Below are 25,000 nucleotides of genomic sequence, written 5' to 3'. Positions count from 1 at the left end.
ATGAAACGACCTTTAGGCGCGCAGATTTCGCATATGTTGAAAGACCGTGGCGTGGACACGATTTTTGGCATTCCCGGTGTGCATAATGTGGAGATGTATCGCGGCATCGAAGAGGCGGGGATTACCCATGTTTTGGCGCGTCATGAACAGGGTGCTGGGTTTATGGCAGACGGGTATGCGCGCGCCACGGGGAAGCCCGGGGTGGCTTATGTGATTACGGGGCCAGGGGTGTGCAATATCATGACGCCGATGGGGCAGGCCTATTCCGACAGTGTGCCGATGTTGGTGATATCAAGTTGTTTGGATGAGGTGGCGGCCAAGAAGGGGCAATTGCACCAGATGAACGATCAGCGGGCGGCGGCGGAAACCGTGTGCGATTGGTCCGAAGAGGCGAAGACTGCGGAGGCGGCGTATGAATTGGTTAATCGTGCGTTTGTGGAATTTGCATCGCAGCGGCCGCGCAGCAAGCACATTCAAGTGCCGATTGATGTGTTAGGGGCAACTGCTGACGCGGGTGTGCCAAAGCGTGTGGGGCATTTACCTGTGCCAAGAGCTGAAGATGTGAGTGCAGTGGCTGCCGCGCTTGATCAGGCCACGCAGCCATTGTTTGTGTTTGGTGGCGGGGCGGCGAATGCGGTAGATGCGGCGCGTGCGCTGATGGCCAAGGTGAAAGGCGCGAGCTTTACCAGTTATGCAGGCAGTGGCATTTCGGCGGCGGATGATCCGTTGGCATTTGGGACGTATTTGGCACGAGGCGAGGCGGAACGTGTTTTTGCCCAGGCTGATCTGCTGGTGGTTGTGGGCAGTGAACTGGCCGAGACCGACACATGGCGCGATCATTTGGGGCATGACTGCCCGATGGTGCGCATTGATATTGATCCAAGCGTATTTTCGCAGCCACAAGTGAATCAGGATGTGTGTTGTGTGGCTGATGCGCGTGCGTTTTTGGCTGCATTGGAACAGGCCGTGGCGACCAAATCCAGCAGTGGATGGGATGCAAATGACGTTGCCGCAGCAAAAGCGCGTTGGCGGGCGGAAACGGATGCAGAGCGGCCCGGTATTGCGGATATTGTGGATCGCGTGATCGAAGCCCTGCCTGCGGGATGTCAGATTTTTTCTGACATGACGCAATTCGCCTATGTCGGACGGGAAACGACAACGATGACGGCGCCAAAGTGTTGGCATCACCCTTACGGCTTTGGCACGCTCGGCTATGCACTGCCTGCGGCCATCGGTGGTAAAATCGGCGTTGGCAACGCACCTGTGATCGCCATCGCGGGGGATTATGGGTTTCAATATACTGTGCAGGAATTGGGCGTTGCGGTGGAGCTGGGGCTGAGCCTGCCGATTATTCTGTGGGACAATGCTAAACTGAAAGAAATCGAAGATTGCATGGTACGCTCGCAAATCGCGCCAAATGCGGTGCAGGCGCTGAACCCTGACTTTTGCAAATTGGCCGAGGCATGGGGGGCGAAATCCGCCACGCCAAGCAGTTTGGAGGAGATGCAAAAGGCGATTGCAGAGGCGTTTGATCAGGATGGACCGACGTTGATTTACCTCACTCCTGAGGTTTTAAGTTAATGGAAGGTTAATCATGACGCGTCATATAAGACGCGTCTAACACCACGCGTCATAGACAACGCGTCTGGGTTATGGATTTGGTAACACTGTTTGGCTGGAACATGTGAATGCCCCACGCGTTTGCGTGCATGGCTTGAAGCCGTCATGATGCACCGATTTCGCATTTCCCGAAGGAATGTTTTGATTTCGGGCAGATTTGCCCGATTTGCGTTGTCGTACTTCGGGATTTGCGAACATAAGGGCACAGCGAAACCCCTAAGGACATTTGAACAATGGACGTGAACGACAAGATTGTTGCCGATCTGGTGAAAAACAACGTCGAATTCATCACCACTGTGCCGTGCAAACAGCTGGCAGGTGTGATCGACGCAGTGGAAGCCAGCCCTGATATTTTCCACATTCCTTCGAACAAAGAAGATGAAGGTATGGGCCTGTGCGCGGGTGCATATATGGGTGGAAAACGCCCTGCGATCATCATGCAGAACACAGCGATTGGGGTGACGATCAACACGCTGGCCACGTTGATCCAGTACTATCGTATGCCGTTGCCGATGCTGATTTCCTATCGCGGAGAGCTGCGCGAGCCTGTGGCCTGTCAGGTTGAAATGGCGGTTCACACCAAGGCGTTGTTGAACCAGTTGAACATTCCAACGTTCCATTTCCACAAGGAATCGGATGTGGCAGAGTTTGACGAAATCCTGAAATACACATTTATGTGCAACAAACCTGTGGCCATCCTGACGGATGCGTCTTTCTGGGGAGGCTATGGCGACCAATGATCCGTTCTGAAATCCTACGCGAAATCGCGCCAATTCTTCGTGACCAATTGGTTGTCTGTAACATCGGTTTGCCGAGCCAAGAGCTGCATATGATCGATGACAATGAGAAGAATTTTTACATGCTGGGCACAATGGGCCTGTCTTCGTCAATCGGCTTTGGCCTTGCCTTGGCGCAAGACAAGACCGTGATCTCGATTGATGGAGACGGATCGGTTTTGACCAACCTTGGCACATTGCCGACGATTGCCAACAATGTGGCGGATAACTTTATCCTGATGATCATCGACAATGGGTCCTATGGCTCCACGGGGGATCAGCCCACATACGCTGGTAAAAAGACCAAGCTGGAAGAGGTCGCAAAGGCCTGTGGGTGTGAAAATGTTGTGGTGTGTCAGGATGTTGACACGGGCAAAACGCTGCAAGCGGCCATCGACAGCAAGAAGATGACCATCATGGTCGTGAAATGTGACAGCGGCAACATTAAGCTGCCTGTGATCACGATGGACCCTGTTGTGATCCGTGACCGTTTCATGAAGGCAGTCGCGTCCTAAAACGCGTGCCCTGAACACAAAAAAGCCGCGCAAGTCCCCCAACTTGCGCGGCTTTTTCTGTCTTTTGGTGTCGTGTTTAACCGACAGCAAAAGGATCATCGAATGACGAGTCAATGCTTGCGAGCAGCGCATTGTATTCCGCGAAATTTGTGATCGACAGGTCGTTCAGCGTGATTGACCCACCTGAATGGTCGATCACAACAGAGTCAGATAGGATGCTGATGTTGAGGAATGCGGTAAAGTCGATGTCGAGCGTGTCTTGGGACGTATCATAGTTGTAAATGTCGTCATTGCCCGTGTTGGTTAGGCTGTTGAACACGAATGTATCTGCGTCTGCACCTGAATACATGCGATCATCGCCTGCACCGCCGATAAAGGTGTTTTCCCCTTCGATCCCGTACAGGCGATCGTTGCCAATTCCACCATCCAGAACGTCGTTGTCTGCACCGCCGTACATACGGTCATGGCCCGTTCCGCCGATCAGGAAATCGTTGCCTGTGCCACCGAACATTTGGTCGTTGCCCAGATCACCGCTAAGCGTGTCATTGCCTGCGTCGCCGTACATTTTGTCCCGTGCGTTGCCGCCGAACATATTGTCGTTGCCCGCACCGCCGTACATTCTGTCTGTGCCACCCTTAGAGCCGCCAAACATCAGATCGTCGCCACCGTCGCCGTACATAACGTCTTTGTCATCTTCGCCGTACATAGTGTCATCATCAGAGCCACCGTACATTGTGTCTTCGCCGCGACCACCACGCATGGAGTCTTTGGACCCTGCACCATACAGCAGATCATCGCCGTTGCCGCCGAAGATTTGGTCAATGCCATTGCCGCCATTGATCACATCGTTGTCCGCGCCGCCAAATAGTTGGTCGCGACCGGAGCCACCGAAGAGTTCGTCGTCCCCTTCGTTGCCGTAGAGTTCGTCGTTGCCAGACCCGCCAAACATCGTGTCGTTGCCCAAACCCAAGGCAAACACATCGTTGCCACCGCCAAGATAGGCCGTGTCATTGCCGATAGGGGCGTATGGCACGCCGTCCGGTGTTGTCATATCAAGTGTGAGAACTTGCGCGTCATCCGTGCCGTTGAATGTCCAATCTTGGGACAAAAACAGATTTTCGAGTGCGAGTGGGTCATAGCCCAATAGTTCATTCAAAAATGCAGAGGATAAATCAGCAGAGGCGAGGTTCAGGTTCGTGAGGTTACCAAGCAGCGCACCGCCTTGTGACGTTGAAATTCCGTCAATTGTGCCGCCAGCCAGCAGGGTTTGTCCTGAAACTGTAATATAAGTGAAGCCTGAGCCAGTGAAGGTGTAGGTGCGACCGCCACTTTCAATCTGATAAGTATTGCCATCCTGTTGGATGATGGTTCCGCCATAAATGCCAGTTGTCAGGAGTTCGAGAGTTTCGGCAAAGCCAACTGAGGCGTCTGTACCGTAATCAAAAGTAAAGCTCATAATCGCGCCTTGAATAGGTTGTTGCCCCCAACCTAGAGATGTCTTGTTAACTATTTGCGCCCAATTTCCAACACATTTTTTTCGCGCTATCGAAGGCAGTTAGCAGTTCCGTTGCATTTTTGTCGCATTTTTTGTGGCGAATTGGGCGGAAAAGGGGCAGGATTAAGATGCTGAACTTTGGCCGTTCTGCCGCAGTTTTGTGGTTGGAATTGACCCCGTTGCTGGCTTTGCCTAGAGAGGGCGCAAGGAAACAAACCCCTGCAAGGAAGCCGTTATGTCTGTGGTGGAAAAAACCAAACCAAAGTCGTTTCAAGAGATTATCTTGCGCCTTCAGGCCTACTGGGCCGCTAAGGGTTGTGCCGTGATGCAGCCTTACGACATGGAAGTGGGGGCGGGTACATTCCATCCAGCGACAACATTGCGTTCGCTTGGGTCGAAATCTTGGGCCGCGGCCTATGTGCAGCCATCGCGGCGCCCGACGGATGGGCGGTATGGTGAAAACCCAAACCGCTTGCAGCACTATTATCAGTATCAGGTTTTGATCAAACCGAGCCCGCCCGATTTGCAGGCGTTGTACCTTGGATCGCTTGAGGCAATCGGAATCGACATGGATTTGCATGATATCCGATTCGTAGAAGACGATTGGGAATCACCAACGCTGGGCGCGTGGGGTCTGGGTTGGGAAGTATGGTGTGATGGGATGGAAGTGTCTCAGTTCACGTATTTCCAGCAGGTGGGGGGGCATGATTGCAAACCTGTCTCAGGCGAGCTGACCTATGGGTTGGAGCGGTTGGCCATGTATGTGCTGGGCGTCGATCACGTGATGGACATGCCGTACAACGATCCAGATGCGCCGATCCCGTTGTCTTACGGGGATGTGTTCAAGCAGACGGAGCAGGAATACAGCCGCTGGAATTTTGATGTGGCTGATACGGATACCCTGTTGAAGCATTTCGAGGATGCAGAGGCAGAGTGCCAGCGGATTTTGGATGCACCTTACGAGGACCCAAAAACAGGCAAGCGCATTGTGATGGCCCATCCTGCGTATGATCAGTGCATCAAGGCGAGCCATTTGTTTAACTTGCTGGATGCGCGGGGCGTGATTTCGGTGACCGAGCGCCAAGCTTATATCGGGCGGGTGCGCAGCCTGTCTAAGCTGTGTGCCGATGCCTTTGTGCAGACAGAGGCAGGGGGATTTGTGCCCGAGGTTGCGGCGGAATGAATGGCAAGTTGATGGTTGGTGGTATTGTAGCGGTCGCTTTGGCGGCGGGGGCGGGGCTTTGGTATAGCCAGACCTACGCTTATTACGAGCGGCAGGACGGGTTGAGTGAGATCACCGCCTTTGGTGATCCTTGGCCTGTTTCCAATTACCGTGGCATTGACGCGAACACATCGCCGTTAAAATTGCGGGCCTGTTTCACTGTCGATTGGGATTATGTGCCATCAGACACCTATAAAGCAGAAGCGGAGCCGCTGACGGCGCCGTCTTGGTTTGGCTGTTTCGATGCGGAAAAGATTGCCAAGGATATCGAAGCGGACAAGGCTGTGGTGTTGTTGGCGGAAAAGAATGCTCCATTTGGGTTTTCGCGATTTATCGCGCAGTATCCTGATGGGAATGCGTATATGTGGCGGCAGATTAACGACTGTGGCACGGCGCAATTTGATGGGGATGACCTGCCCGAAGGATGTGGACAAGAGGTTGCGATGGTTGAGCCAGTGGATGACCCAAAACCCGAACCAGCGCCTGCAGTTAAAACGCCCGGTGTGGTGACTGGTGGTGTTGGACCCGTGGATGTGACGATTGCATTGACGCCTGTGAACGGCGGCGCGGCGGAAGAAATCTTGCTGGATGGGTTAAGCGCCACCAGTGACAATGCCATTCCCGAAAGCCTGTGGGCGTGTTTCACCACGCCCCTGTCGATGGGGTTGCTGACCGAGAGTTATGAAGTGACAGAGGATGTGGCGCCGACCAATCCAGTGTCATCCCTGCCGTGTTTTGATGCGGATGAAGTTAAAGCGGCGGTTTCCAGTGGTGAGGCGGTTGCCTTTGTTGGGGAACGCGATGTTTGGCCGGGCGTGGACCGCGTTGTGGCTGTGTATTTAGATGGACGCGCGGTGGCGTGGAACCAGAGACGGGCGAGATAAGATGGCTGATCTGCTGTTAGAACTGTTTTCCGAAGAAATCCCTGCGCGGATGCAAAAGCGTGCGTCTGAGGATTTGAAAAAGCTGGTCACAGACGGGCTGGTTGAGGCGGGTTTGACGTACGAGTCTGCGGGGGCGTTTGTGACGCCGCGCCGTTTGTGCCTGTCTGTTGTGGGGCTGACGGATCGATCCCCCGATGTGAAGGAAGAACGCAAAGGGCCGCGTGTGGATGCGCCTGAAAAGGCGATTGAGGGGTTCTTGCGCGGAGCTGGGGTTTCGAAGGATCAGCTTGAGGTGCGCGACGAGAAGAAGGGGCAGGTGTATTTTGCCCTGATCGAAAAGCCAGGGCGGGATGCGAGCGCGATTATTGCGGATGTGGTGCCAAATGTGGTGCGCAATTTCCCGTGGCCGAAATCCATGCGCTGGGGGGCTGGAGCGTTGAAATGGGTGCGGCCGTTGCATTCTATCCTGTGCATTTTGCATGATGCAGAGGGTGCAGAGGTTGTGCCGTTTGATGTGGATGGGATTGTGTCGGGTGACACGACCTGCGGCCATCGGTTCCATGCGCCTGATGCGTTTAAGGTAACATCGTTTGAGCAGTATCAAGCGGAATTGGCGAAGGCGCATGTTGTGCTGGATGCCGAGGAACGTGCGGCGGCGATTTGGAATGACGCGACGAACGGGGCGTTTGCGCTGGGGCTGGAAGTTGTTGAAGACAAAGGATTGCTGGCCGAGGTTGCGGGCCTTGTGGAATGGCCTGTGGTGCTGATGGGGGATATTGCCGAGGATTTCCTTGGGCTGCCGCCAGAGGTGTTGCAGACATCCATGAAAGAACATCAGAAGTTTTTCAGTGTGCGGAACCCGAAAACTGAGCGGATTGAGAAGTTCGTGACCGTGGCGAACCGCGAGACGATTGATAATGGCGCGACGATTTTGGCGGGGAACCAGAAGGTGCTGTTCGCGCGGTTGTCGGATGCGAAGTTTTTCTGGGAAAATGACCTGCGCGTGGCGCAGGAGGATTACACGGCGTGGACCGATAAGCTGTCTAATGTGACCTTCCACAATAAACTGGGATCACAGGCGGAGCGGATTGATCGCATTGCGGCGCTGGCCCGCGAGATCGCGCCTGTGGTGGGCGCGGATGCGGATGCGGCGGAAGAGGCGGCGCGATTTGCCAAGGCGGATTTGTCGTCTGAGATGGTGTATGAGTTTCCAGAGCTGCAAGGGCTGATGGGGCGGTATTATGCGGTTGAAGCGGGTAAATCCGTTGAGGTGGCAGCGGCGGCGCAAGAGCATTATTCGCCGCTGGGGCCAAGCGACGATGTGCCAAGCGCGCCTGTGTCTGTGGCCGTGGCGCTGGCGGATAAGATTGATACGCTGACAGGGTTCTGGGCGATTGATGAAAAGCCGACGGGGAGTAAAGACCCGTTTGCGCTACGCCGAGCGGCGCTGGGAGTTATTCGGTTGGTGTTGGAGAATGGGGTACGGGCCTCATTAAAGTCTCTGGCAATGAACGGTTTTTACTTTCAGCTAAGACGATCAGTTTCCTTCGCCTTTGACCAAGCTGAATTAGAAATATTAGACGGCAGCGATGAAATCGCTTACGGTCAGTACCCCGATGGTGTGATTGAAGAAGCTGAAGCAGCCTTAAGTCGCGACAAATATCTTATTGATTTCCTGTCACGTGATTTAAATAAAGCGGTGCTCGAACAATCAGAGCTTTTGGCGACATTTGAGGAAGTCGGAAACACTTTCCATGCTCTTGAAAAGTGCAAAATTGGGGAACTAACAGCAAAAATTTCGTCGGGAATTGATGCAAATAGCATTGATCTTAGTTTCGTTGATGGTGGTAAGTACCAAGCCAACACTATCGAGTTACTGTGGTTCTTAGACGATCAAAGTAAGCCAATCCTCTCCTTCTTCCATGACCGCCTCAAAGTCTATCTCCGCGACAAAGGCATTTCCCACGATGTGATCGACGCTTGTTTGGCGATGCCGAACAACGATGATTTCACGTCGTTGGTGAAGCGGGCGGAGGCTTTGCAGGGGTTTGTGGGCTCGGACGACGGGACCAACCTGCTGCAAGGGTTCAAGCGGGCGAATAATATTTTGACGCAGGCCGAGGAGAAGGACGGCGTTGAGTATTCTTACGGTGCGGACATTAAGTTTGCAGAGCAGGATGAAGAACGGGCGTTGTTCGGGGCGCTCGACACCGCAGAGGCGGCGATTGCTCCTGCGATGGAGACCGAGGATTTTGGCGCGGCGATGACCGCCATGGCGGCGTTGCGCGGGCCGATTGATGCGTTCTTTGAGGCAGTTCAGGTGAATGCGGACAGCGATACCGTGCGCCGCAACCGTTTGAATTTGCTCAGTCGTATTCGTACCGTGATGGGACAGGTTGCCGACTTTACCAAGGTTGAAGGGTAAGCATCCCGTCTGGGAGAAGCCCCCGATTGACTCGGGGGCGGTTGTGCTTTTGGTTTTCGCTGCATTGCAGAAATCTAAATGTTGCGCTTGCAGCATTTGCGGCCTAGTCTTTTCCGTAACAGACAACGGGGACAGATTGGCATGACCGATTTCGCGGATATCGCAGAAATCACGGCAACGGCAGATTTGCCAGCCGCCGAATATGGCGTGCGCGCCGAGGTGTTGGCCAAGTTGTTGCAAGCAGACATGCCTGTGCCCCGTGGATTTGCCGTATCCAAGGCCGCTGTTCATAAGTTGGCGCTGGGTGAACTGCCTGATTTGAGTATGTTTAACGATGTGCTGAAACCTGGTGTTTTGTATTCGGTGCGTCGATCCCCCGAGCAGCGCAATTGGGGCGGGCCACGGGCCATTTTGAACATTGGCATGAACGATCAAACGCGTGATGTTTTGGCGCGGGATTTGGGGCTGGATCGGGCCAATGATTTGTATTGTCGGTTCATTCGGTCCTATGCGTTAAAGGTGGCGCGGCTCGACGAAGATGATCTGGAAGAATTGGTAGAAGAAGAGTTCATCAACCGTGGACGGGATTATGGTCGGCTGGCCACAGCGTTGTTGGCGTTTTACGAAGACGAGTTGGATGAACCGTTCCCGCAAGACCCAATGGAACAGTTGCAGCAGGTTTTGCGTGCGGTTGCGCGGATGTGGGAAGGCACAACAGCGCGGATTTTGCGTCAAGCGCGTGGCGCGCCCGCAGATGCGGGGCTGGGGCTGATTATTCAGGATATGGCTTGGGGTACGGGTGATGGCGAATGCGGCGTGGGATCGGCGCAGTTTACTTCGCTGATTACGGGGCAAGCGGGATCACACGGACGATACAAAAGCGAAACCCACGGGCATGACGCGGTGACGGGTCGCGGTGGGGAATTGTATTTGAGCCGCGATGATCGGGGGCTGTCGTTGGAAGAGGCGGCGCCAAAAGTGTTTGGGCAGTTGCAATCCTTAGCGCGGACCGCGCGTTCGGTTTTAAAAGACGAAATGATGTTGCAGTTTGCGGTGCAAGACGGCGCGGTTTGGGTGCTGGATGCTAGCCCTGCAGAACGATCTGGCCGCGCAGAGGTGGAAATCGCCGTGACGTTGGTGGCGGATGGATTGCGCAGCAAGGCTGAGGCCTTGTTGTCTGTAACACCCGGATCGTTGACGGAAATGTTGCACCGCCAGATTGATCCAAAGGCGGAATACGGCGTGTTGACCCATGGGATTGCCGCCAGCCCTGGGGCCAATTCGGGCAAGATTGTTTTCACCGCTGAGGCCGCGCAGGCAAGTGCTGCGCAGGGGGAAAACTGTATTTTGGTGCGCACTGAAACCTCGCCTGAGGATATTCGTGGGATGCATTCGGCGCAGGGGATTTTGACCACGCGGGGCGGGATCACGAGCCATGCGGCGGTGATTGCTCGGGGGTTGGGCTTGCCGTGTATCGTGGGGGCGGCGGATGTGGATATTGATCTGCGGCGCAAGCGATTTGAGCTGCCAGATGGACGCCAGTTCGAAGAGGGTGACATTATCACGCTGGATGGGGCCAGTGGCGAAGTGATCGAGGGCGCGACGGATTTGGTGGAGCCTGATCTGGGTGGAGCGTTTAACACGCTGCTGGATTGGACAGACGAGTTTCGCCGTTTGGGTGTGCGGGCCAATGCGGACACGCCAAATGATGCGCGGCTGGCCAAAACGTTTCGGGTTGATGGTATTGGGTTGTGCCGCACGGAGCATATGTTTTTTGAACCTGGTCGATTAACCGCAATGCGCGAGATGATATTCGCGGATCAAGATCAGGATCGGCAAGCCGCGCTGGATCGGTTGATGCCGATGCAGCGGGCCGATTTTGTGGAATTGTTTGGGCTGATGGCAGGGTTGCCCGTGTGTATTCGCCTGCTCGACCCGCCGTTGCACGAGTTTTTGCCCCAATCATCCAAGGAAATCCGCAGTTTGGCCGAAGCGATGGATTTGCCCTTGGCCAAGGTGATGGGACGGACCGAGGATTTGAGCGAATATAACCCGATGTTGGGAATGCGCGGTGTGCGGTTGGGGCTGACCGTTCCTGGTATTTATGAGATGCAGGCACGGGCGATATTTGAAGCGGCTGCGCATGTGCAAGAGGCCCATGGCACGCCGATCAAACCAGAGATTATGATTCCGCTGGTGTCGGCCAATAAAGAGGTGGAAATCGTCAAATCCCGTGTGGATGCCGTGGCATCAGAGGTGCAGATCGCAACGGGGCAGCGATTGGAATATTCAGTGGGTGTGATGGTGGAAACGCCGCGTGCGGCGCTGAAGGCTGGGCATATTGCGCAGTTTTCCGAATTCCTAAGCTTTGGGACCAACGATTTGACCCAGATGACTTATGGATTGTCGCGCGATGATGCGGGGCGGTTCATGCGCGATTATGTCAATACTGGTGTGTATTCCGAAGATCCGTTCCATTCGATTGATTTGGATGCAGTGGGTGAGTTGGTGATGCTGGCCGCAACGCGGGCCAAAGAGGCGCGCTGCGATATTGAGCTGGGGTTATGTGGCGAACATGGGGGCGATCCCGCGTCCGTTGCGTTTTGTCATAAGATCGGGCTGGATTACGTTTCTTGTTCGCCGTACCGCGCTCCAGTGGCCCGATTGGCCGCGGCGCAGACCGCAATTTTGGATGCAAAATCTGTGTAATTTGATCCCTGCGACTGCTTGACCAAAGGGCAATTGCCATAAAATCTGGGCTTTTCAAATTATTTGGTCTATATGGCGTTCTAACTATTCGCTGAAAGGGGACGAGCGCGTTCGATATCTGCCGTTGAATGTGCGTCGTTAAGATAGAGTGATGATTCTGCTGCCGAGTTTGAAATCCGTGAAATCTACGGTGTTTTGTGCTGTTGTTGTTGCGTTTTGCGCACCTGTTGCTGTGTCCGCTGAAAATGCCGACTTCGAGCCTGTAAACAAAATCCTGTCCCAAGAGCGCCGTTTGCTGATGGCGCTGGGGACGAATCGCGCCAAGAAGATTGCAGGTGTTGGTGGGCGTTCGATTGTTCGTATTGCCAGCTGGTCCAAGCCTAAAAGCGCGAAGCCAAAGGTGAAGGTCGCAAAAGCAAGCGCCACGTCCGGTGCCGTTGTATCCAGCTTTAAAGAACTGAACAGCGTACCAAAGGCATCTGGTGGTGCTGAATGGGCGTGTTTGACGGAAGCCTTGTACTTTGAGGCGCGCGGCGAAAGCTTTAAGGGGATTTCAGCGGTGGCTGAGGTGATTTTAAATCGCAAAAACTCCAGCCGTTTCCCGAATTCTGTTTGTGGTGTGATCAGCCAAGGGGTTGGTGGCCGACCTGGATGCCAATTTTCGTATAAATGTGATGGCAAAGCTGAAGTTTACCACGAACCCAAAGCCTATGCGCGGGTGGCAAAGATGGCCCGCCTGAAACTGGATGGTCGTTTGCCAAAGATTACTGGCGGGGCGTTGTTTTATCACACAACGGCTGTACGCCCGAGTTGGTCACGTAAATTCCTGCGCACTGCGAAAGTGGGCGTGCATTTGTTTTACAAGCCGAGCTAGTTCGAAAACACCTGCGTGATGTAGTATTTTCCGCAATTGGGTGCGCTTGCATCCAAGACCACTGCGGTTGCCATGCGTCCTGCGTAGCGGGATTGAATGTTTTCGCGGTGGCCCTTTGAATTCATCCAGGAGGCTGTCACGCTTTGCGCCAAACTGGCGTAAGTGTGGGGCGGGATTGTCGCGCCTGTTTTCGGATTGGAAAATTTACATGCTGCCGCGTCAATGATGCGAAACGGGACGCGATTGCCAAATTGGTAGCGGTTTTGCAGTGCGATGTTTTCCCCAAGCCAACGCCATTTCAGGTTTGCCAGTTTTGCACGGTCTTTGACGGTGCGCGCGTTGCCAGCCTTTGAGGTGTGGCTGAATTTGCGTGTTTTTGCCATGTTGCGCGAGTGAATGAGCGCGGCCTTGCGAAGTGAGGCATGGGTTTTCAAGCCGCGCTTGCCAACTTTGCATCTTTCAAAATTCGTGGCGATCAGGACGGCCTCGGTGAACAGTTTTTGATCGGGCTTCGCAGGGATCGTTTTGTTGAATTTAGGTGCAAAGGTTGCGGGCGAACACGCCAATGCGGGTTGTGCAAAGGCGAGAAGGGCGGCGATAAGAAGGCTTTGTTTCATTCCCTGACTGTAGCGCAAGGTGAGATGGCGTTCTATTCGTTTGTTGTTTTGCGACGAATAGGGCAATAGGGGCGAAAGATGATGGTGAGGAGATGGCCATGACCGATGAAACAGCATTGGCGTTTGATACGTTAGAAGCGCGATCCATCGCGAGCGCGATTGGTCAACCGCTCGACCGTATTGCGGTGCGAGATTATTCGAAATCTGTAGAAATTGGTGCATTTCAAGCAGAGCGTGGCGTGACGCAGGGCCTGCGGTTTAATGTGGTGTTGGAAGTGGCGCGCCATGACGGTGCGCAGACCGATGATGTGGATGCGGTTCTGTCCTATGACACCATTACCGAGGCGATTGAAGCTGAGTTGGCAGCGGAGCGGTTGAACCTGCTGGAAACCTTGGCAGAGCGGGTTGCGACGCGGATTTTGCAGCATAAATTGGCAGAGCGGGTTTTTGTGCGGATTGAAAAGACCGAACGTGGACCTGGATCGCTGGGCGTGGAAATTGTGCGGGTTCGTGAAGATGCGGGATCTGTCGATGCTGGCGTGCAAGTACGACCAGTGGTGGTGTTTTTGCCAGATGCAATCGTGCGCGGGGACGCGTTGGGCGCATGGCTTGATCAGATCACCGCAATGGATGCGCCTGTTGTGTTGTGCGTCGAGCCAAATGCGGCGGTTGATCTGACGGGGAAAGCCGAGCCTGACCAACGATTGCAGTTGCTGGCCATTGAACAGGCGGCGTGGGTTTTGGCGGCGCGTGACGCGCGATGCGTGGTGGTTGGCACACGCACCGAGTTGGACTGGGCGTTGAAGAACGGACAGATGTCCGTTTGGGCGCCGTCGCGCATTGCAATGGATGCTGTGGAGCAACCAGCAGGAGATGATGCAGTTGGACTGGCCGTATGGTTCGGGGCCGAGTTTAACGCAGCGCGTGTGCTTGCTTGTGGTGACATCAAAGATGACCGTTTAGATGTGGCGCTTGATCCATCGGCGCTGTAGCCTGAATGAAAATAGGGGCGTGCGGTGAAATTTGATCCTGTCACATCGGAAAAGAGCTTGTTGGCATTGTTGGCTGCGATTGTGATGCTGGCCCCTTTTGCCATTGATGCCTATCTGCCCGCTCTTGGGGTGATTGCCCGCGATTTGGCCGCAAGTGAAGCAGTTGTGCAGTATTCCATCGGGGCGTTTCTGTTCGGTACGGCCCTTGGCCCCTTGTTTGCAGGGCCGTTGAGCGATGCCGTTGGGCGGCGTCCTGTTTTGATTGCTGGATTGGCAGGGTTTGCGGTGTTTTCCGTGGCCTGCGCGATGGTTAGTGACGCGGAAACCTTGGTGGTGTTTCGATTTTTCCAAGCCTTGATGGGAAGTGCATCATTGTTGGCTGGGCGGGCGTTGATGGCGGACCTGTATTCGGGCGATGAGCTGTCACAAAAGCAATCAATCATTATGGTTGTGATGGTCATTGCGCCAATGGTGGCCCCTGTTTTGGGGGGATGGGTTTCGACCACTTGGGGGTGGCGGTACATCTTTTGGGGACTGGCCGCTGGCGGTGTTGTAGCAGGTGCGGTGAGCACGTTGCGATTGCCTGAAACATTGCCGATGGAGCGGCGAAATCCTATGGCACTTGGGCAGGTGTTGAAGGGGTATTTCAGCATTTTAAAAAACCGCGTGGCGATGATGTACTTGCTTGCATTGTCGTTTATGAACGGGGTTTTCTTTATTTATGTGGCGGCAACGCCGTTTCTGTATGTCGAAACCTTTGGCCTGTCAGTGCAAAGCTATGCTTGGATATTTGCAGCGGGGGCCTTGCTGGCGGGTGTATCAAACTTCATCAATATCTTTGTTGTGGGGCGGATTGGGTATCGCGAAACGCTGCTGTGGCAGGGCATGTTAGTGATGGCCTGCGGCGTGGTGCTTTTTTGCGGGGCGTTTGGGGTGTTTGGACGCTGGGCGATTTATGGTCCTGGCTTGCTGATGATGCCTTTGTTGCATGTGGTTGGGAACAATGCGCTGACGGGTGTGATGGATCAGTTTGAAGCGCGTAAAGGCACGGCATCGGCCTTTGCCATGGCGGCTCGGTTTGCGTTTGGGATGATTGCGGTTGGCATTGTTGGGGTCTTTCAAGGATCAGTTGAACCGCGCTATGGGTTGATTTTGTTTGTGTTTGCTGCTTTGGCAGGGGTCTGTGCGCAAATGGCTGTGCGGTGGGACAAAGGCGAGTAACGGGTTTGGATTTGGACGTCACTATTCGGGAAATGCGCGGATCGGATGGGGATCTGTGGCTTGGGATGTATCGAAAACTGTGGCCCGATCATTCTGATGATGCGTTAAGAGCCGAGATTGGGCGCATTGGCGCATCCTCGAAACGATCCGCGTTTGTAGCCGAAGCTGATGGTATGGCGCTCGGGTTTGCGGAATATGCGCTGCGCGATTACGCCAATGGGTGCAATTCTCAGCCCGTGCCGTTTTTGGAAGGGGTTTGGGTCGAAGATGCCTATCGTGGGCAAGGCATTGCAAAGGCGCTGATCGAGTTTCTGGTGGAACGGGCCAAACGTGCGGGATTCAAAGAATTTGGCTCAGATGTGGAATTGACCAATTATTCGTCGCAGCTGATGCACGAACGATTGGGATTCGAGCAGACGGAAAAAGTGATTTATTATCGAAAGGTGCTGGAGCCATGAGCGCGTTTTATTACCGACCGATTGTGCAAACGGATCGAAACCGTCCAGCGGGTGCGTTGGTTTTAGCTGGGGGGTGGAGTTGGTTCACCCATGTGGAACGCCTGTCCCGTGATACGAAGCCAGAAGTGGTTCCAGCGGCAGCGGTGCCAGAAGCCGAGTTGCGCCATTTCGTGAGCCGCCGCCGATTGGTGTGCGGACTGTCGATGGATGCGCCGCGCATTATGGGGATTTTGAACGCCACGCCTGACAGTTTTTCGGATGGTGGTTTGCACAACAGTTTTGACGGAGCTGTAAAACGCGGGTTTGAAATGGCCGAAAACGGTGCTGATATTTTCGATATTGGTGGGGAAAGTACGCGGCCTGGCGCAGCGTTTGTTCCATCAGATGAGGAAATTGCACGCACGGTTCCTGTGATCGAGGCGTTGCGAGCCGGTGGGTTTGATTTGCCGATTTCCATTGATACGCGCAAGGCAGATGTGGCCGATGCGGCGCTGTCTGTGGGGGCGGATATGTTTAACGATGTGACCGCGTTTACCTATGACGAAGCCAGTGCAGGGGTAGCAGCCAAACACGGCGCGTCGGCCTGTTTGATGCACGCGCAGGGTGATCCAAAGACAATGCAGGATGATCCGCAATACGATGATGTGGTGCTGGATGTGTATGATCATTTGGCGGCGCGGGTTGCCTATGCTGAACGCGCGGGTATTCCGCGCGGCCAGATCGTTGTGGATGTGGGCATCGGGTTTGGCAAAACCATTGAACACAATATGCAATTGATCCGAGGAATGTCGCTGTTTCATGGGCTTGGCTGTGTGATTTTGCTGGGCGTTTCGCGCAAACGTTTCATTGGCGTGATCGGAAATGCGCCAGAAGCTGCCGATCGGGCGGCGGGCAGTATCGCGCTGGGGCTTGAAGCGGTGCGTCAGGGCGTGCAGATACTACGGGTACACGACATCAAACAGACTAAGCAGGCGATTAACCTGTGGCAAGCCACGCTGTAGCGCGGGATGGGAGAGCAGATGAAACGGAAATTGTTTGGCACGGATGGTGTGCGGGGGCAGGCGAACAGCTATCCCATGACGGCTGATATGGCGTTGAAGCTGGCCGCGGCGGCAGGGCGGTATTTTCGGCGCGACCAAAAAGAACACCGCGTGGTGATCGGCAAAGACACGCGGCGATCAAGCTATATGTTTGAATATGCGATGACGGGTGGGTTTACGTCGACGGGGATGAATGTGTTTCTGCTCGGTCCGGTGCCGACCCCTGCGGTGGGTATGCTGACACGATCCATGCGTGCGGATGTGGGCGTGATGATTTCCGCCAGTCACAATCCGCACCATGACAATGGGATCAAGTTTTTTGGGCCTGATGGGTACAAGCTGTCTGATACCGCAGAAGCGGAAATCGAAGAGCTGGTTATGGGTGAAATTGATCTGGCGCGGCCTGAGAACATCGGGAGTGCAAAGCGGATTGATGATGCGCTGGGGCGGTATATCGAGTTTGCCAAGACTGCGTTTCCGAACCAAAAACTGCTGAATGGTTTGAAGGTGGTCGTGGATTGCGCAAATGGCGCCGCGTATAAGGCCGCGCCGATTGTGTTATGGGAATTGGGCGCAGAGGTGATCACGGTTGGTGTTACGCCAAACGGGTTTAACATCAATGATGGGTGTGGTTCGACCTATCCCGGAACCGCTGCTGAGGCAGTAGTGGCCCATGGGGCAGACTGTGGCATCTGTTTAGACGGGGACGCGGACCGATTGATGCTGATCGACGAAAAAGGCCAAGTGGCCGACGGGGATCAGATCATGGGATTGATCGCGCAAAAATGGGCATCCGAGGGACGGTTGGCGCAGAACACGCTGGTGGCGACTGTTATGTCGAACATGGGGCTGGAAAAACACATGCAGGCGCAGGGGTTGAACATGCTGCGCACAGGTGTTGGCGACCGCTATGTGGTGCAAGCGATGAAAGAGGGTGGCTTTAACCTTGGCGGGGAGCAATCGGGGCATATTGTTATGCGCGATTATGTGACCACTGGCGATGGTTTGATCGCGGGATTGCAATTTTTAAGCGCCCTCGTGCAATCGGGCAAGCGTGCGTCAGAAATGGTGCGGGTGTTTGAACCCTATCCGCAGATTTTGGAAAATGTGCGCTATGGGGCAGGGGCGGACCCGATGGACAGTGACAGCGTGAAGCAAGCGATTGCGGATGGGGAAGCGGCGCTGGCATCCAATGGGCGGTTGTTGATCCGAAAGTCTGGTACAGAGCCGTTGGTGCGGGTGATGGGCGAGTGTGAAGATGCGGGGTTGTTGCAAAGCGTCATCACCGATGTTGCCGGCGCAGTTCGCGCAGCGGCAGGGTAAGAGGTGCGACTTAAAGGGCGCGCCAGCCAATGTCTTTGCGGTGGAACCTTTCGGGCCAATTGATTTGGTCGATAAGGGCGTAAGCGGCATTCTGAGCCTCGGCCAAGGTGTCGCCGCGTGCTGTGACGTTCAAAACGCGACCACCTGTGGCAAGGGTTTTATCGCCATCACTGGACGTGCCTGCGTGGAAAACCTGTGCCTTTGAGTTTTGCGAAATGGCATCTAAGCCTTTGATTTCGGTGTTTTTCTGATAGCTGCCAGGGTAGCCTTTGGCAGCAAGGACAACTGTGAGGGCGTGATCGTCGGCCCAATTGATTTTTGCATCTGCGAGGCGGTGCTGCGCACAGGCCAGCAGGGCATCAAGCGCCTGCGCGCCAAGGCGCATCATGAGAACCTGACATTCTGGATCGCCAAAGCGGGCGTTGTATTCCACAAGGCGGGGGTGCCCATCCTTGATCATGAAACCTGCGTAAAGGACGCCCTCATACGGAGTGCCGCGTTTGGCCATTTCGTCGATTGTGGGTTGGACGATTTGATCGAGCGCGATTTGCTGGATTTCAGGGGTGAGGACAGGCGCGGGAGAATATGCGCCCATGCCGCCTGTGTTTGGGCCTTCGTCCCCATCAAAAGCGCGTTTGTGATCTTGGGCGGTGCCGATGGGCAGGATGGATGTGCCATCGGAAAGAATAAAGAAAGAGGCTTCTTCGCCGTCCATGAATTCTTCGATTACCACTTCTGCGCCTGCATCGCCGAAAGAGCCGTCGAACATATCGTCAACGGCTGCTAGCGCCTCATTCACTGTCATGGCGACGATGACGCCTTTGCCTGCGGCAAGACCATCTGCTTTGACGACAATTGGTGCGCCCTGTTCGGTGATGTAGGCTTTTGCGGCTTTGGAATCTGTGAAATGGGCGTAGGCTGCAGTTGGAGCGCCTGAGGCGTCGCAGATTTCTTTGGTGAAGGCTTTGGATGCTTCTAAGCGGGCTGCTTGCGCGGAGGGGCCAAAGGTAAGGATGCCTGCGGCGCGCAGGTCATCGGCAACGCCTGCGGCGAGCGGGGCTTCGGGACCGATGATGCAAAAGTCGATGTTATGCTCTGCACAGAAAGATACGACGGTGGGGCCGTTGTTAATGTCAAGCGGCATACAAGTGGCGATTTGGGCCATGCCTGCGTTGCCTGGTGCGCAAATAAGCGTGTCGCATTTGGGATTTTGTTTGACCGCCCAAGCCAAAGCGTGTTCGCGCCCACCGCTGCCCAAAATTAGGATGTTCATACCTGCGCTCCGCTCTGTACCTAGTGTTGGGGTTCTTTTATGGTTGGCGCGAGTGAACCGCAAGAGAGTGTGCCCATGTCTGATCTGATTGATGACCCAGAACCGGGGCAAAATGCGCCTGAATTTAGTGTGTCTGAGATTTCTGGTGCGGTGAAGCGCACGATTGAGGGGCAGTTTTCTTATGTGCGGGTGCGTGGAGAGATAGGGCGGGTCAATCGCTATGCCTCGGGGCATATTTATTATGATTTGAAGGATGAAGGCGCGGTTCTGAATGCGGTGACGTGGAAAGGGCAAGCAGGCAAGCTGTCTGTTCAACCTGAAGAAGGGATGGAGGTCGTTGCGGTTGGCAAGCTGACCAGTTTCCCCAAGCAATCCAAGTATCAGATGAACGTGATGGAATTGCGCGTGGCGGGTGTTGGCGCGTTGATGGCCATGCTGGAAAAACGCAAGAAGGCACTGGCGGCAGAGGGGTTGTTCGATCCTAGCCACAAAAAGCCGATCCCGTATTTGCCAGAGGTGATCGGGGTTGTGACATCGCCATCTGGTGCGGTTATTCGCGATATTTTGCACCGTTTGCGGGATCGGTTTCCGCGCAAAGTTCTGGTGTGGCCTGTGGCGGTCCAAGGGGATCGCTGTGCGCCAGAGGTTTCAGCGGCGATTGCGGGTTTCAATGCCATGACACCTGGTGGGGCGATGCCGCGTCCTGATCTGATAATTGTGGCACGGGGTGGCGGCTCCATCGAGGATTTGTGGGGGTTTAACGAAGAAGTTGTGGCCCGCGCGGCAGCGGCGTCTGATATTCCGCTGATTTCGGCGGTGGGGCATGAAACGGATACGACGTTGATTGATTTTGTATCGGATCAACGCGCGCCCACGCCCACGGCGGCGGCGGAACTGGCGGTTCCTGTGCGCAGCGAACTCATGGCGGGGTTAGCGTCCATGGAAGAGCGGCGGGTTCGCGCATTAAGTGATGGATTGGCGCGGCGGCAGCAAAGATTGCGGGATTTATCGCGCGCCTTGCCCAATCCGACCGAGATAGTAGCGATGCAAGCGCAGCGGCTGGATATGCTGAGCAATCGTTTGCCACGGGCGTTGCAGGCTGGCGTTGAACGGCGGCGTGCGCAAGTGGTTCAACAAGGTGCTGGGCTGCGGCCACAGGTTTTGCAGCGGGCCGTTGAAAATAAAGGTGAGCGAATAGAGGGATTGGGCAAGCGATTTGCACGGGCGGCGGAAACGCAAGGAAACGCGTGGCGCAATAAGCTGAACGGGTTGGAGCGGTTGCGCGAAACCTTGGGGTATCAGGCAACGCTGGATCGTGGGTATGCGGTTGTGCGCGATCAAGACGGTGTTTTGGTTTCCGATGCTGTTGCTGCGGGCAAGGCGGATGGTTTGGAGATCCAGTTCAAGGACGCGCGTGTTGCGGTAGGTGCCGGAGCGATGGCCCCAGAACGTACGAAACCCGCAAAGGCCAAGCCTGCCAAACCGAAAAAGACGGATGAAGGGCAAGGGAGCCTGTTTTAAGCGCCTACATCAGGGCCTTTGCAATCGAGCGGTTTCGTGTCGAGATTGTACATGAAGATGTCAAAGTCAGACGATGTGCTGCCTTCGGCGCGGGCGTAATAATTGCCGTTTTTTTCGAAAAAGTGCCAACAGGACGGGTCGGACTCGAGGCCGTAGTTAAAGCAGATGTAATCCGCTGATGGGTACCATTCCCCGTCTAGGCATTCGCGCGCGCTGTTTTGCCAAAGTGATCTACGGCGGGTGTAAAATTGTTCAGCGCCAAAGAAAAACCCATCTTGGGAAAAATACATTGTTTTGCCTTCGGAGAGGCGCTGAAATTCGGACATGGAGAGGATGCGCTCGTCGCTGTCTTGGGCGTAGCTTGTAACAGGGAGGAGGCAGAAAAGGGCGAGGAGGGTCTTGCGCATCACATTGGTCCGTAATCAGTTTCACAAACTATGCCGTTTGGCACGGACAGATGCAATCGCGGGAATGCACAGTGTTCTTAACGGTGGCGCATGGCCCATTCTGCAACGCGGGGGTGCATGATTTTACGCCAGCGCGGCGGATGGAGCGCGATCATTGACATGATACCCGGACTGTAAGGGAGTTGGGGTGCTGTTTCCTGCGGGTGGGTTTGCAGTTCGGTGAAGGGACGCGCGGGTTTGGCGTGGTGATCCGAATGGAGCGGCGCGTTCAGCGTAAGTTTACGTGTAAACCAGTGGGGAGCGTTCCAGCTGTGATGGGGGGCGATCGGTGGGAAGGTCCCATCTGCGGCTTCGGGTCGTGTGAGGCCGTAGTGTTGGGTGTAGTCTGTGAGGAGCAATCCTGCTTGGGCTGAAAAAGCCAGCGTGAGATAGATCAGCAGCCCCGACCAGCCTGCAAATACGGAGGCGAGCGCCATGAAAGCAAACGCCCCGATGATATAGGTGAAATAGGGATTTTTCACGTCCACGGCGCGGCTGTTTGGCGGATAGCCCAAACGTTGATTTTCTGCACCCAAGCCAGCAAGAAACGACCCCCGCCACGCGCGCCAAAAAAAGCGATAGAAGTTTTCGCCGTATCGCGCGGTGTTTGGATCGTATCGGGTGGCCACGTAGGGGTGGTGGATCAGGCGGTGCGACGATGTGTGGTGGCCAAAGAGAATGGAAATGAAGAGCCATTTCCCCAAATTGAACGGTAGCTTTTTGGTGCGGTGAATGAGTTCGTGTCCTACCGCGTTTGAGACATGCGCAAAATAGAGCGTGTAGGCGAAGAAGAGGGCTAATTTGGTTGCTATGCCAAACGGTTGATAGACCAAGGCCCAGACACAGTTCGCCACCAAAACAAAGTGCAGACAGGCCAACGCGACGGGCAGCGTCGTTTGGACGATGCGTTCAATCGCAGCATCGGCGACATCATCAAAGAGGGCATCGACAAGATGATTTACCATTCCAAGGATAAGGAGAGGTGCGATGGGCTAAAATCCACCTTGGGTAGATGCGTAGAGCAGCAATCCAGCTGGCAACAAAGTGACAACGGAAAAGGTGCTTACATATTTGAGCATGGCTATTTCTGAGCGCGGTGTGATACGTCTTGTTACGCATCAAAGGTTAAGAAACAAGGTTTAGGGGTAGCCAAGCGTTATTCCCCTTAATTCTGTCGCTTTTTGGTATCGCTTGTATGCCATCGTGTGCGTATAAAAGGCTCAAATTCTGACAAGGTGAGCGATATGGCACTCGACGAGCGTAAAGGCGTTTGGAAATCTGGTAAAGGCAAAGGGCGGCACACGCCAAAAGGGCGGCAAGTGCAGGACGATGCGCTGGGCGACATTCAGGCCCTGTTGGGGGATCGCCCCCGCCGCAAGGATTTGTTGATTGAACACCTGCACTTGATTCAAGACGAATATGGTCATTTGTCTGCGGCCCATTTGGCGGCATTGGCAGATGAAATGAAGCTAGCACAAGCGGAAGTATATGAAGTTGCTACGTTTTATGCGCATTTCGACGTTGTTAAAGAAGGTGAAACAGCGCCACCAAACCTGACCATTCGGGTTTGTGACTCGCTGGCGTGTGAGTTGGCAGGGTCTGAGGATTTGCTGCGCGATTTGGCGGCGAAGTATTCAAGCGGCACAGAAGTGCGAGTTCTGCGCGCGCCGTGTATGGGCCGGTGTGATACAGCACCAACGCTGGAGCTGGGACACAATCATGTTGATCATGCGACAGTGGAGAAGGTCGAAGCCGCGATTAAGGCGGATGATACGCATCCACACATCCCTGATTACGAACAATTTGAAGCATATTCTGCAAACGGTGGATACAAAACGCTCGAATCACTGCGCAGTGGAGCGAAGACGCCTGACGAACTGCAAGATGAGGTTTTGGAGAGCGGTCTGCGCGGAATGGGCGGCGCGGGCTTCCCATCTGGCAAGAAGTGGTCTTTTGTCCGCATGAACGAAGGCCCACGGTATTTGGCGGTGAACGGGGACGAGGGTGAACCTGGTACGTTTAAAGACCGTTACTTCCTAGAGCGCGAACCACATGTTTTCCTTGAGGGGATGTTGATCGCGGCTTGGGCTGTGGAAGCGGATACCTGTTACATCTACATGCGCGACGAGTATCCTGCGGTGCTGCATATTTTGGCCGAAGAAATCGCCAAGTTGGAAGCCGCCGGTATTGTTGAGCCTGGATACATTGATCTGCGCCGTGGTGCGGGTGCGTATATCTGCGGTGAAGAAAGCGCGATGATTGAATCGATTGAAGGCAAACGGGGTATGCCACGGCACCGACCGCCGTTCGTGGCCTCGGTTGGGATCTTTAATCGGCCAACGTTGGTACATAACGTGGAAACGTTGTACTGGATTGCCAAGGTTGCACGGTCTGGACCCGGAATTTTTGGCGATCACGGTGTGCATGGGCGCAAAGGGATGCGGAGCTATTCTGTGTCAGGTCGCGTGAAGAACCCTGGTGTGAAGATTGCGCCAGCGGGCACAACTATGCAGGAGTTGATCGACGATTACTGTGGTGGAATGCTCGATGGGCATACGTTCAAAGCGTATCAGCCAGGTGGGCCATCTGCAGGGATTTTGCCGTCCACAATGGCAGATATTCCGATGGATTTTGACACGTTGCAGGAATACGGCACGTTTATCGGGTCCGCAGCAATCGTTGTGATGAGCGATCATGACAGTGCGCGTGGCGCTGCGCTGAACATGCTGCGGTTCTTTGAAGACGAAAGCTGTGGTCAGTGTACGCCGTGTCGGGTTGGCTGTGAAAAAGCGGTTAAGCTGATGTCTGAGGACAAGTGGGATCAGGGGCTGCTGGAAGAGCTGTCTGTGGCCATGGTTGATGCGTCGATCTGTGGTCTGGGGCAAGCTGCGCCGAACCCGATCCGTATGGTGATCAAACATTTCCCTGACGAAATTTAATCGTCGTGACCATGATTTTGACGGCCGTTGCACTGTGTGCGGCGGCCGTTTATTTTTGCGGGTTCTGTTTTCGTGGGCCGTCTGTTTGGAAGACAGTCACCAAGGTGGCGGCGATTGCGCCGCTGGTGGTGTTTGTGGCGATGCAGGGTGGCGCGGGACTTTTGTTGCTGGCGCTGTGCCTGTGTTTGGCGGGTGATTTCTTTTTGTCATTGGACGGCGACACACCGTTTTTAGCAGGTGTTGGGGCATTTGCGCTGGGGCATGTGGCCTATATCGCGTTGTTTTTGAGGCATCCTTTGGTGGAGCCTGCGGTGATCGGGCAGATGCCGTTTGTGCTGGTGAATGTGGTTTTGCTGGGGGTTGCGATAGTGGTGGCCCCCATGTTGTTTCGCGGCGCAGGGCCGTTGCGATTTGCGGTTATGGGTTATGTGCCAATGATTGTTGGGATGGGGATTGCGGGGCTGGGGTTTGCTCTGCAGATGCCGCTCGTTACCATTGGGGCGTTGTTGTTTGTGGCGTCAGATTTGGTGCTGGGGCTAGAGATGTTTGTTTTGAAAACAGGTACTTGGGCGGCGCGGTTGGCGCCGTTTTGGGTTTGGGCGACCTATTGGTCTGCCCAAGTTCTTTTGGTACTGGGATTGGCTTAGGGC

General features: G+C 54.7%; 21 protein-coding genes. 16 read left to right on the top strand and 5 right to left on the bottom strand.

The window, feature by feature from the left end:
- The 3 genes from QBD29_RS12200 to comE all read left to right on the top strand — a co-directional run bounded on the left by QBD29_RS12200 (window position 1) and on the right by comE (window position 2,911).
- Complete coding sequence (locus tag QBD29_RS12200; protein WP_280098368.1) at window positions 1-1,581, top strand: 5-guanidino-2-oxopentanoate decarboxylase; 1,581 nt, start codon at window positions 1-3, stop codon at window positions 1,579-1,581.
- 272 nt (window positions 1,582-1,853) lie between these two features.
- Window positions 1,854-2,360, top strand: a complete 507-nt coding sequence (comD, locus tag QBD29_RS12195; RefSeq protein WP_280098367.1) for a sulfopyruvate decarboxylase subunit alpha — start codon at window positions 1,854-1,856, stop codon at window positions 2,358-2,360.
- Window positions 2,357-2,911 (top strand): sulfopyruvate decarboxylase subunit beta, encoded by a 555-nt coding sequence (gene comE, locus QBD29_RS12190; RefSeq protein ID WP_280098366.1) that lies wholly within the window; start codon window positions 2,357-2,359, stop codon window positions 2,909-2,911. The genes comD and comE overlap by 4 nt, the downstream gene beginning before the upstream one ends.
- A gap of 76 nt (window positions 2,912-2,987) precedes the next feature.
- Here comE and QBD29_RS12185 read toward each other — a convergent pair whose 3' ends face one another.
- A complete protein-coding gene (locus QBD29_RS12185; protein ID WP_280098365.1) occupies window positions 2,988-4,367 on the bottom strand; it encodes a calcium-binding protein in 1,380 nt (459 codons plus the stop codon).
- A 274-nt stretch (window positions 4,368-4,641) separates the two neighbouring features.
- Between QBD29_RS12185 and QBD29_RS12180 the strand changes: the two genes are divergently transcribed.
- From QBD29_RS12180 to QBD29_RS12160, 5 genes are all read left to right on the top strand, one after another.
- Window positions 4,642-5,589, top strand: a complete 948-nt coding sequence (locus QBD29_RS12180) for a glycine--tRNA ligase subunit alpha (RefSeq protein ID WP_280098364.1) — start codon at window positions 4,642-4,644, stop codon at window positions 5,587-5,589.
- Window positions 5,586-6,512, top strand: coding sequence for a DUF6446 family protein (locus QBD29_RS12175; RefSeq protein WP_280098363.1), 927 nt, complete (start codon window positions 5,586-5,588; stop codon window positions 6,510-6,512). Before QBD29_RS12180 ends, QBD29_RS12175 begins: the two co-directional genes overlap by 4 nt.
- Window position 6,513: 1 nt before the next feature.
- Entirely contained in the window at window positions 6,514-8,937 is a 2,424-nt protein-coding gene (glyS, locus tag QBD29_RS12170) for a glycine--tRNA ligase subunit beta (protein WP_280098362.1), read from the top strand.
- A gap of 141 nt (window positions 8,938-9,078) precedes the next feature.
- Window positions 9,079-11,646: a putative PEP-binding protein gene (locus QBD29_RS12165; protein WP_280098361.1), complete on the top strand. Its 2,568-nt coding sequence runs from the start codon at window positions 9,079-9,081 to the stop codon at window positions 11,644-11,646.
- A 151-nt stretch (window positions 11,647-11,797) separates the two neighbouring features.
- Entirely contained in the window at window positions 11,798-12,520 is a 723-nt protein-coding gene (locus tag QBD29_RS12160; RefSeq protein WP_280098360.1) for a cell wall hydrolase, read from the top strand.
- On the opposite strand, the gene QBD29_RS12155 is transcribed toward QBD29_RS12160, so the two are convergent.
- The gene (locus tag QBD29_RS12155; RefSeq protein WP_280098359.1) at window positions 12,517-13,137 is read right to left on the bottom strand and encodes a CAP domain-containing protein; all 621 of its coding nucleotides are present in this window, start codon (window positions 13,135-13,137) and stop codon (window positions 12,517-12,519) included. The genes QBD29_RS12160 and QBD29_RS12155 overlap by 4 nt on opposite strands.
- 98 nt (window positions 13,138-13,235) lie before the next feature.
- On the opposite strand from QBD29_RS12155, the gene QBD29_RS12150 reads away from it, so the two are divergent.
- The 5 genes from QBD29_RS12150 to glmM are packed head-to-tail and all read left to right on the top strand — an operon-like array spanning window position 13,236 to window position 18,171.
- Window positions 13,236-14,129: a dihydroneopterin aldolase gene (locus QBD29_RS12150; RefSeq protein WP_280098358.1), complete on the top strand. Its 894-nt coding sequence runs from the start codon at window positions 13,236-13,238 to the stop codon at window positions 14,127-14,129.
- 24 nt (window positions 14,130-14,153) lie between these two features.
- Entirely contained in the window at window positions 14,154-15,350 is a 1,197-nt protein-coding gene (locus tag QBD29_RS12145) for a multidrug effflux MFS transporter (RefSeq protein WP_280098357.1), read from the top strand.
- A gap of 11 nt (window positions 15,351-15,361) precedes the next feature.
- Window positions 15,362-15,808, top strand: a complete 447-nt coding sequence (locus QBD29_RS12140) for a GNAT family N-acetyltransferase (RefSeq protein ID WP_280098356.1) — start codon at window positions 15,362-15,364, stop codon at window positions 15,806-15,808.
- Window positions 15,805-16,809 carry a dihydropteroate synthase gene (gene folP, locus QBD29_RS12135; protein ID WP_280098355.1) on the top strand — a complete coding sequence of 335 codons (1,005 nt, stop codon included), beginning with the start codon at window positions 15,805-15,807 and terminating at the stop codon, window positions 16,807-16,809. Before QBD29_RS12140 ends, folP begins: the two co-directional genes overlap by 4 nt.
- Before the next feature lie 18 nt (window positions 16,810-16,827).
- On the top strand, window positions 16,828-18,171 hold the full coding sequence (gene glmM, locus QBD29_RS12130; RefSeq protein ID WP_280098354.1) for a phosphoglucosamine mutase: 1,344 nt from the start codon (window positions 16,828-16,830) through the stop codon (window positions 18,169-18,171).
- Window positions 18,172-18,181: 10 nt separating this feature from the next.
- On the opposite strand, the gene purD is transcribed toward glmM, so the two are convergent.
- On the bottom strand, window positions 18,182-19,444 hold the full coding sequence (gene purD, locus QBD29_RS12125; RefSeq protein WP_280098353.1) for a phosphoribosylamine--glycine ligase: 1,263 nt from the start codon (window positions 19,442-19,444) through the stop codon (window positions 18,182-18,184).
- A 75-nt stretch (window positions 19,445-19,519) separates the two neighbouring features.
- Here purD and xseA point away from each other — a divergent pair, with 75 nt between their 5' ends.
- The gene (xseA, locus tag QBD29_RS12120; protein ID WP_280098352.1) at window positions 19,520-20,965 is read left to right on the top strand and encodes an exodeoxyribonuclease VII large subunit; all 1,446 of its coding nucleotides are present in this window, start codon (window positions 19,520-19,522) and stop codon (window positions 20,963-20,965) included.
- Here xseA and QBD29_RS12115 read toward each other — a convergent pair.
- Both QBD29_RS12115 and QBD29_RS12110 read right to left on the bottom strand, forming a co-directional pair.
- Entirely contained in the window at window positions 20,962-21,372 is a 411-nt protein-coding gene (locus tag QBD29_RS12115) for a hypothetical protein (protein ID WP_280098351.1), read from the bottom strand. The genes xseA and QBD29_RS12115 overlap by 4 nt on opposite strands.
- A gap of 77 nt (window positions 21,373-21,449) precedes the next feature.
- The gene (locus QBD29_RS12110) at window positions 21,450-22,376 is read right to left on the bottom strand and encodes an alkane 1-monooxygenase (RefSeq protein ID WP_280098350.1); all 927 of its coding nucleotides are present in this window, start codon (window positions 22,374-22,376) and stop codon (window positions 21,450-21,452) included.
- A gap of 279 nt (window positions 22,377-22,655) precedes the next feature.
- On the opposite strand from QBD29_RS12110, the gene QBD29_RS12105 reads away from it, so the two are divergent.
- A complete protein-coding gene (locus QBD29_RS12105) occupies window positions 22,656-24,350 on the top strand; it encodes an NAD(P)H-dependent oxidoreductase subunit E (protein ID WP_280098349.1) in 1,695 nt (564 codons plus the stop codon).
- Between the two features lie 11 nt (window positions 24,351-24,361).
- Window positions 24,362-24,997 carry a lysoplasmalogenase gene (locus tag QBD29_RS12100; RefSeq protein ID WP_280100961.1) on the top strand — a complete coding sequence of 212 codons (636 nt, stop codon included), beginning with the start codon at window positions 24,362-24,364 and terminating at the stop codon, window positions 24,995-24,997.
- The last annotated feature ends 3 nt before the right edge of the window (window positions 24,998-25,000 follow it).

The sequence above is a fragment of the Amylibacter sp. IMCC11727 genome (genome assembly GCF_029854195.1).
GTDB lineage: Bacteria > Pseudomonadota > Alphaproteobacteria > Rhodobacterales > Rhodobacteraceae > Amylibacter.
This window is presented reverse-complemented; position numbering and strand designations above follow the sequence as displayed.

Bases quoted from the DNA above. Each gene is read 5' to 3' on its own strand.
- QBD29_RS12200 (WP_280098368.1), top strand. From the start codon at position 1: ATGAAACGACCTTTAGGCGCGCAGATTTCGCATATGTTGAAAGACCGT.
- comD (WP_280098367.1), top strand. From the start codon at position 1,854: ATGGACGTGAACGACAAGATTGTTGCCGATCTGGTGAAAAACAACGTC.
- comE (WP_280098366.1), top strand. From the start codon at position 2,357: ATGATCCGTTCTGAAATCCTACGCGAAATCGCGCCAATTCTTCGTGAC.
- QBD29_RS12185 (WP_280098365.1), bottom strand. From the start codon at position 4,367: ATGAGCTTTACTTTTGATTACGGTACAGACGCCTCAGTTGGCTTTGCC.
- QBD29_RS12180 (WP_280098364.1), top strand. From the start codon at position 4,642: ATGTCTGTGGTGGAAAAAACCAAACCAAAGTCGTTTCAAGAGATTATC.
- QBD29_RS12175 (WP_280098363.1), top strand. From the start codon at position 5,586: ATGAATGGCAAGTTGATGGTTGGTGGTATTGTAGCGGTCGCTTTGGCG.
- glyS (WP_280098362.1), top strand. From the start codon at position 6,514: ATGGCTGATCTGCTGTTAGAACTGTTTTCCGAAGAAATCCCTGCGCGG.
- QBD29_RS12165 (WP_280098361.1), top strand. From the start codon at position 9,079: ATGACCGATTTCGCGGATATCGCAGAAATCACGGCAACGGCAGATTTG.
- QBD29_RS12160 (WP_280098360.1), top strand. From the start codon at position 11,798: ATGATTCTGCTGCCGAGTTTGAAATCCGTGAAATCTACGGTGTTTTGT.
- QBD29_RS12155 (WP_280098359.1), bottom strand. From the start codon at position 13,137: ATGAAACAAAGCCTTCTTATCGCCGCCCTTCTCGCCTTTGCACAACCC.
- QBD29_RS12150 (WP_280098358.1), top strand. From the start codon at position 13,236: ATGACCGATGAAACAGCATTGGCGTTTGATACGTTAGAAGCGCGATCC.
- folP (WP_280098355.1), top strand. From the start codon at position 15,805: ATGAGCGCGTTTTATTACCGACCGATTGTGCAAACGGATCGAAACCGT.
- glmM (WP_280098354.1), top strand. From the start codon at position 16,828: ATGAAACGGAAATTGTTTGGCACGGATGGTGTGCGGGGGCAGGCGAAC.
- purD (WP_280098353.1), bottom strand. From the start codon at position 19,444: ATGAACATCCTAATTTTGGGCAGCGGTGGGCGCGAACACGCTTTGGCT.
- xseA (WP_280098352.1), top strand. From the start codon at position 19,520: ATGTCTGATCTGATTGATGACCCAGAACCGGGGCAAAATGCGCCTGAA.
- QBD29_RS12115 (WP_280098351.1), bottom strand. From the start codon at position 21,372: ATGCGCAAGACCCTCCTCGCCCTTTTCTGCCTCCTCCCTGTTACAAGC.
- QBD29_RS12110 (WP_280098350.1), bottom strand. From the start codon at position 22,376: ATGGTAAATCATCTTGTCGATGCCCTCTTTGATGATGTCGCCGATGCT.
- QBD29_RS12105 (WP_280098349.1), top strand. From the start codon at position 22,656: ATGGCACTCGACGAGCGTAAAGGCGTTTGGAAATCTGGTAAAGGCAAA.
- QBD29_RS12100 (WP_280100961.1), top strand. From the start codon at position 24,362: ATGATTTTGACGGCCGTTGCACTGTGTGCGGCGGCCGTTTATTTTTGC.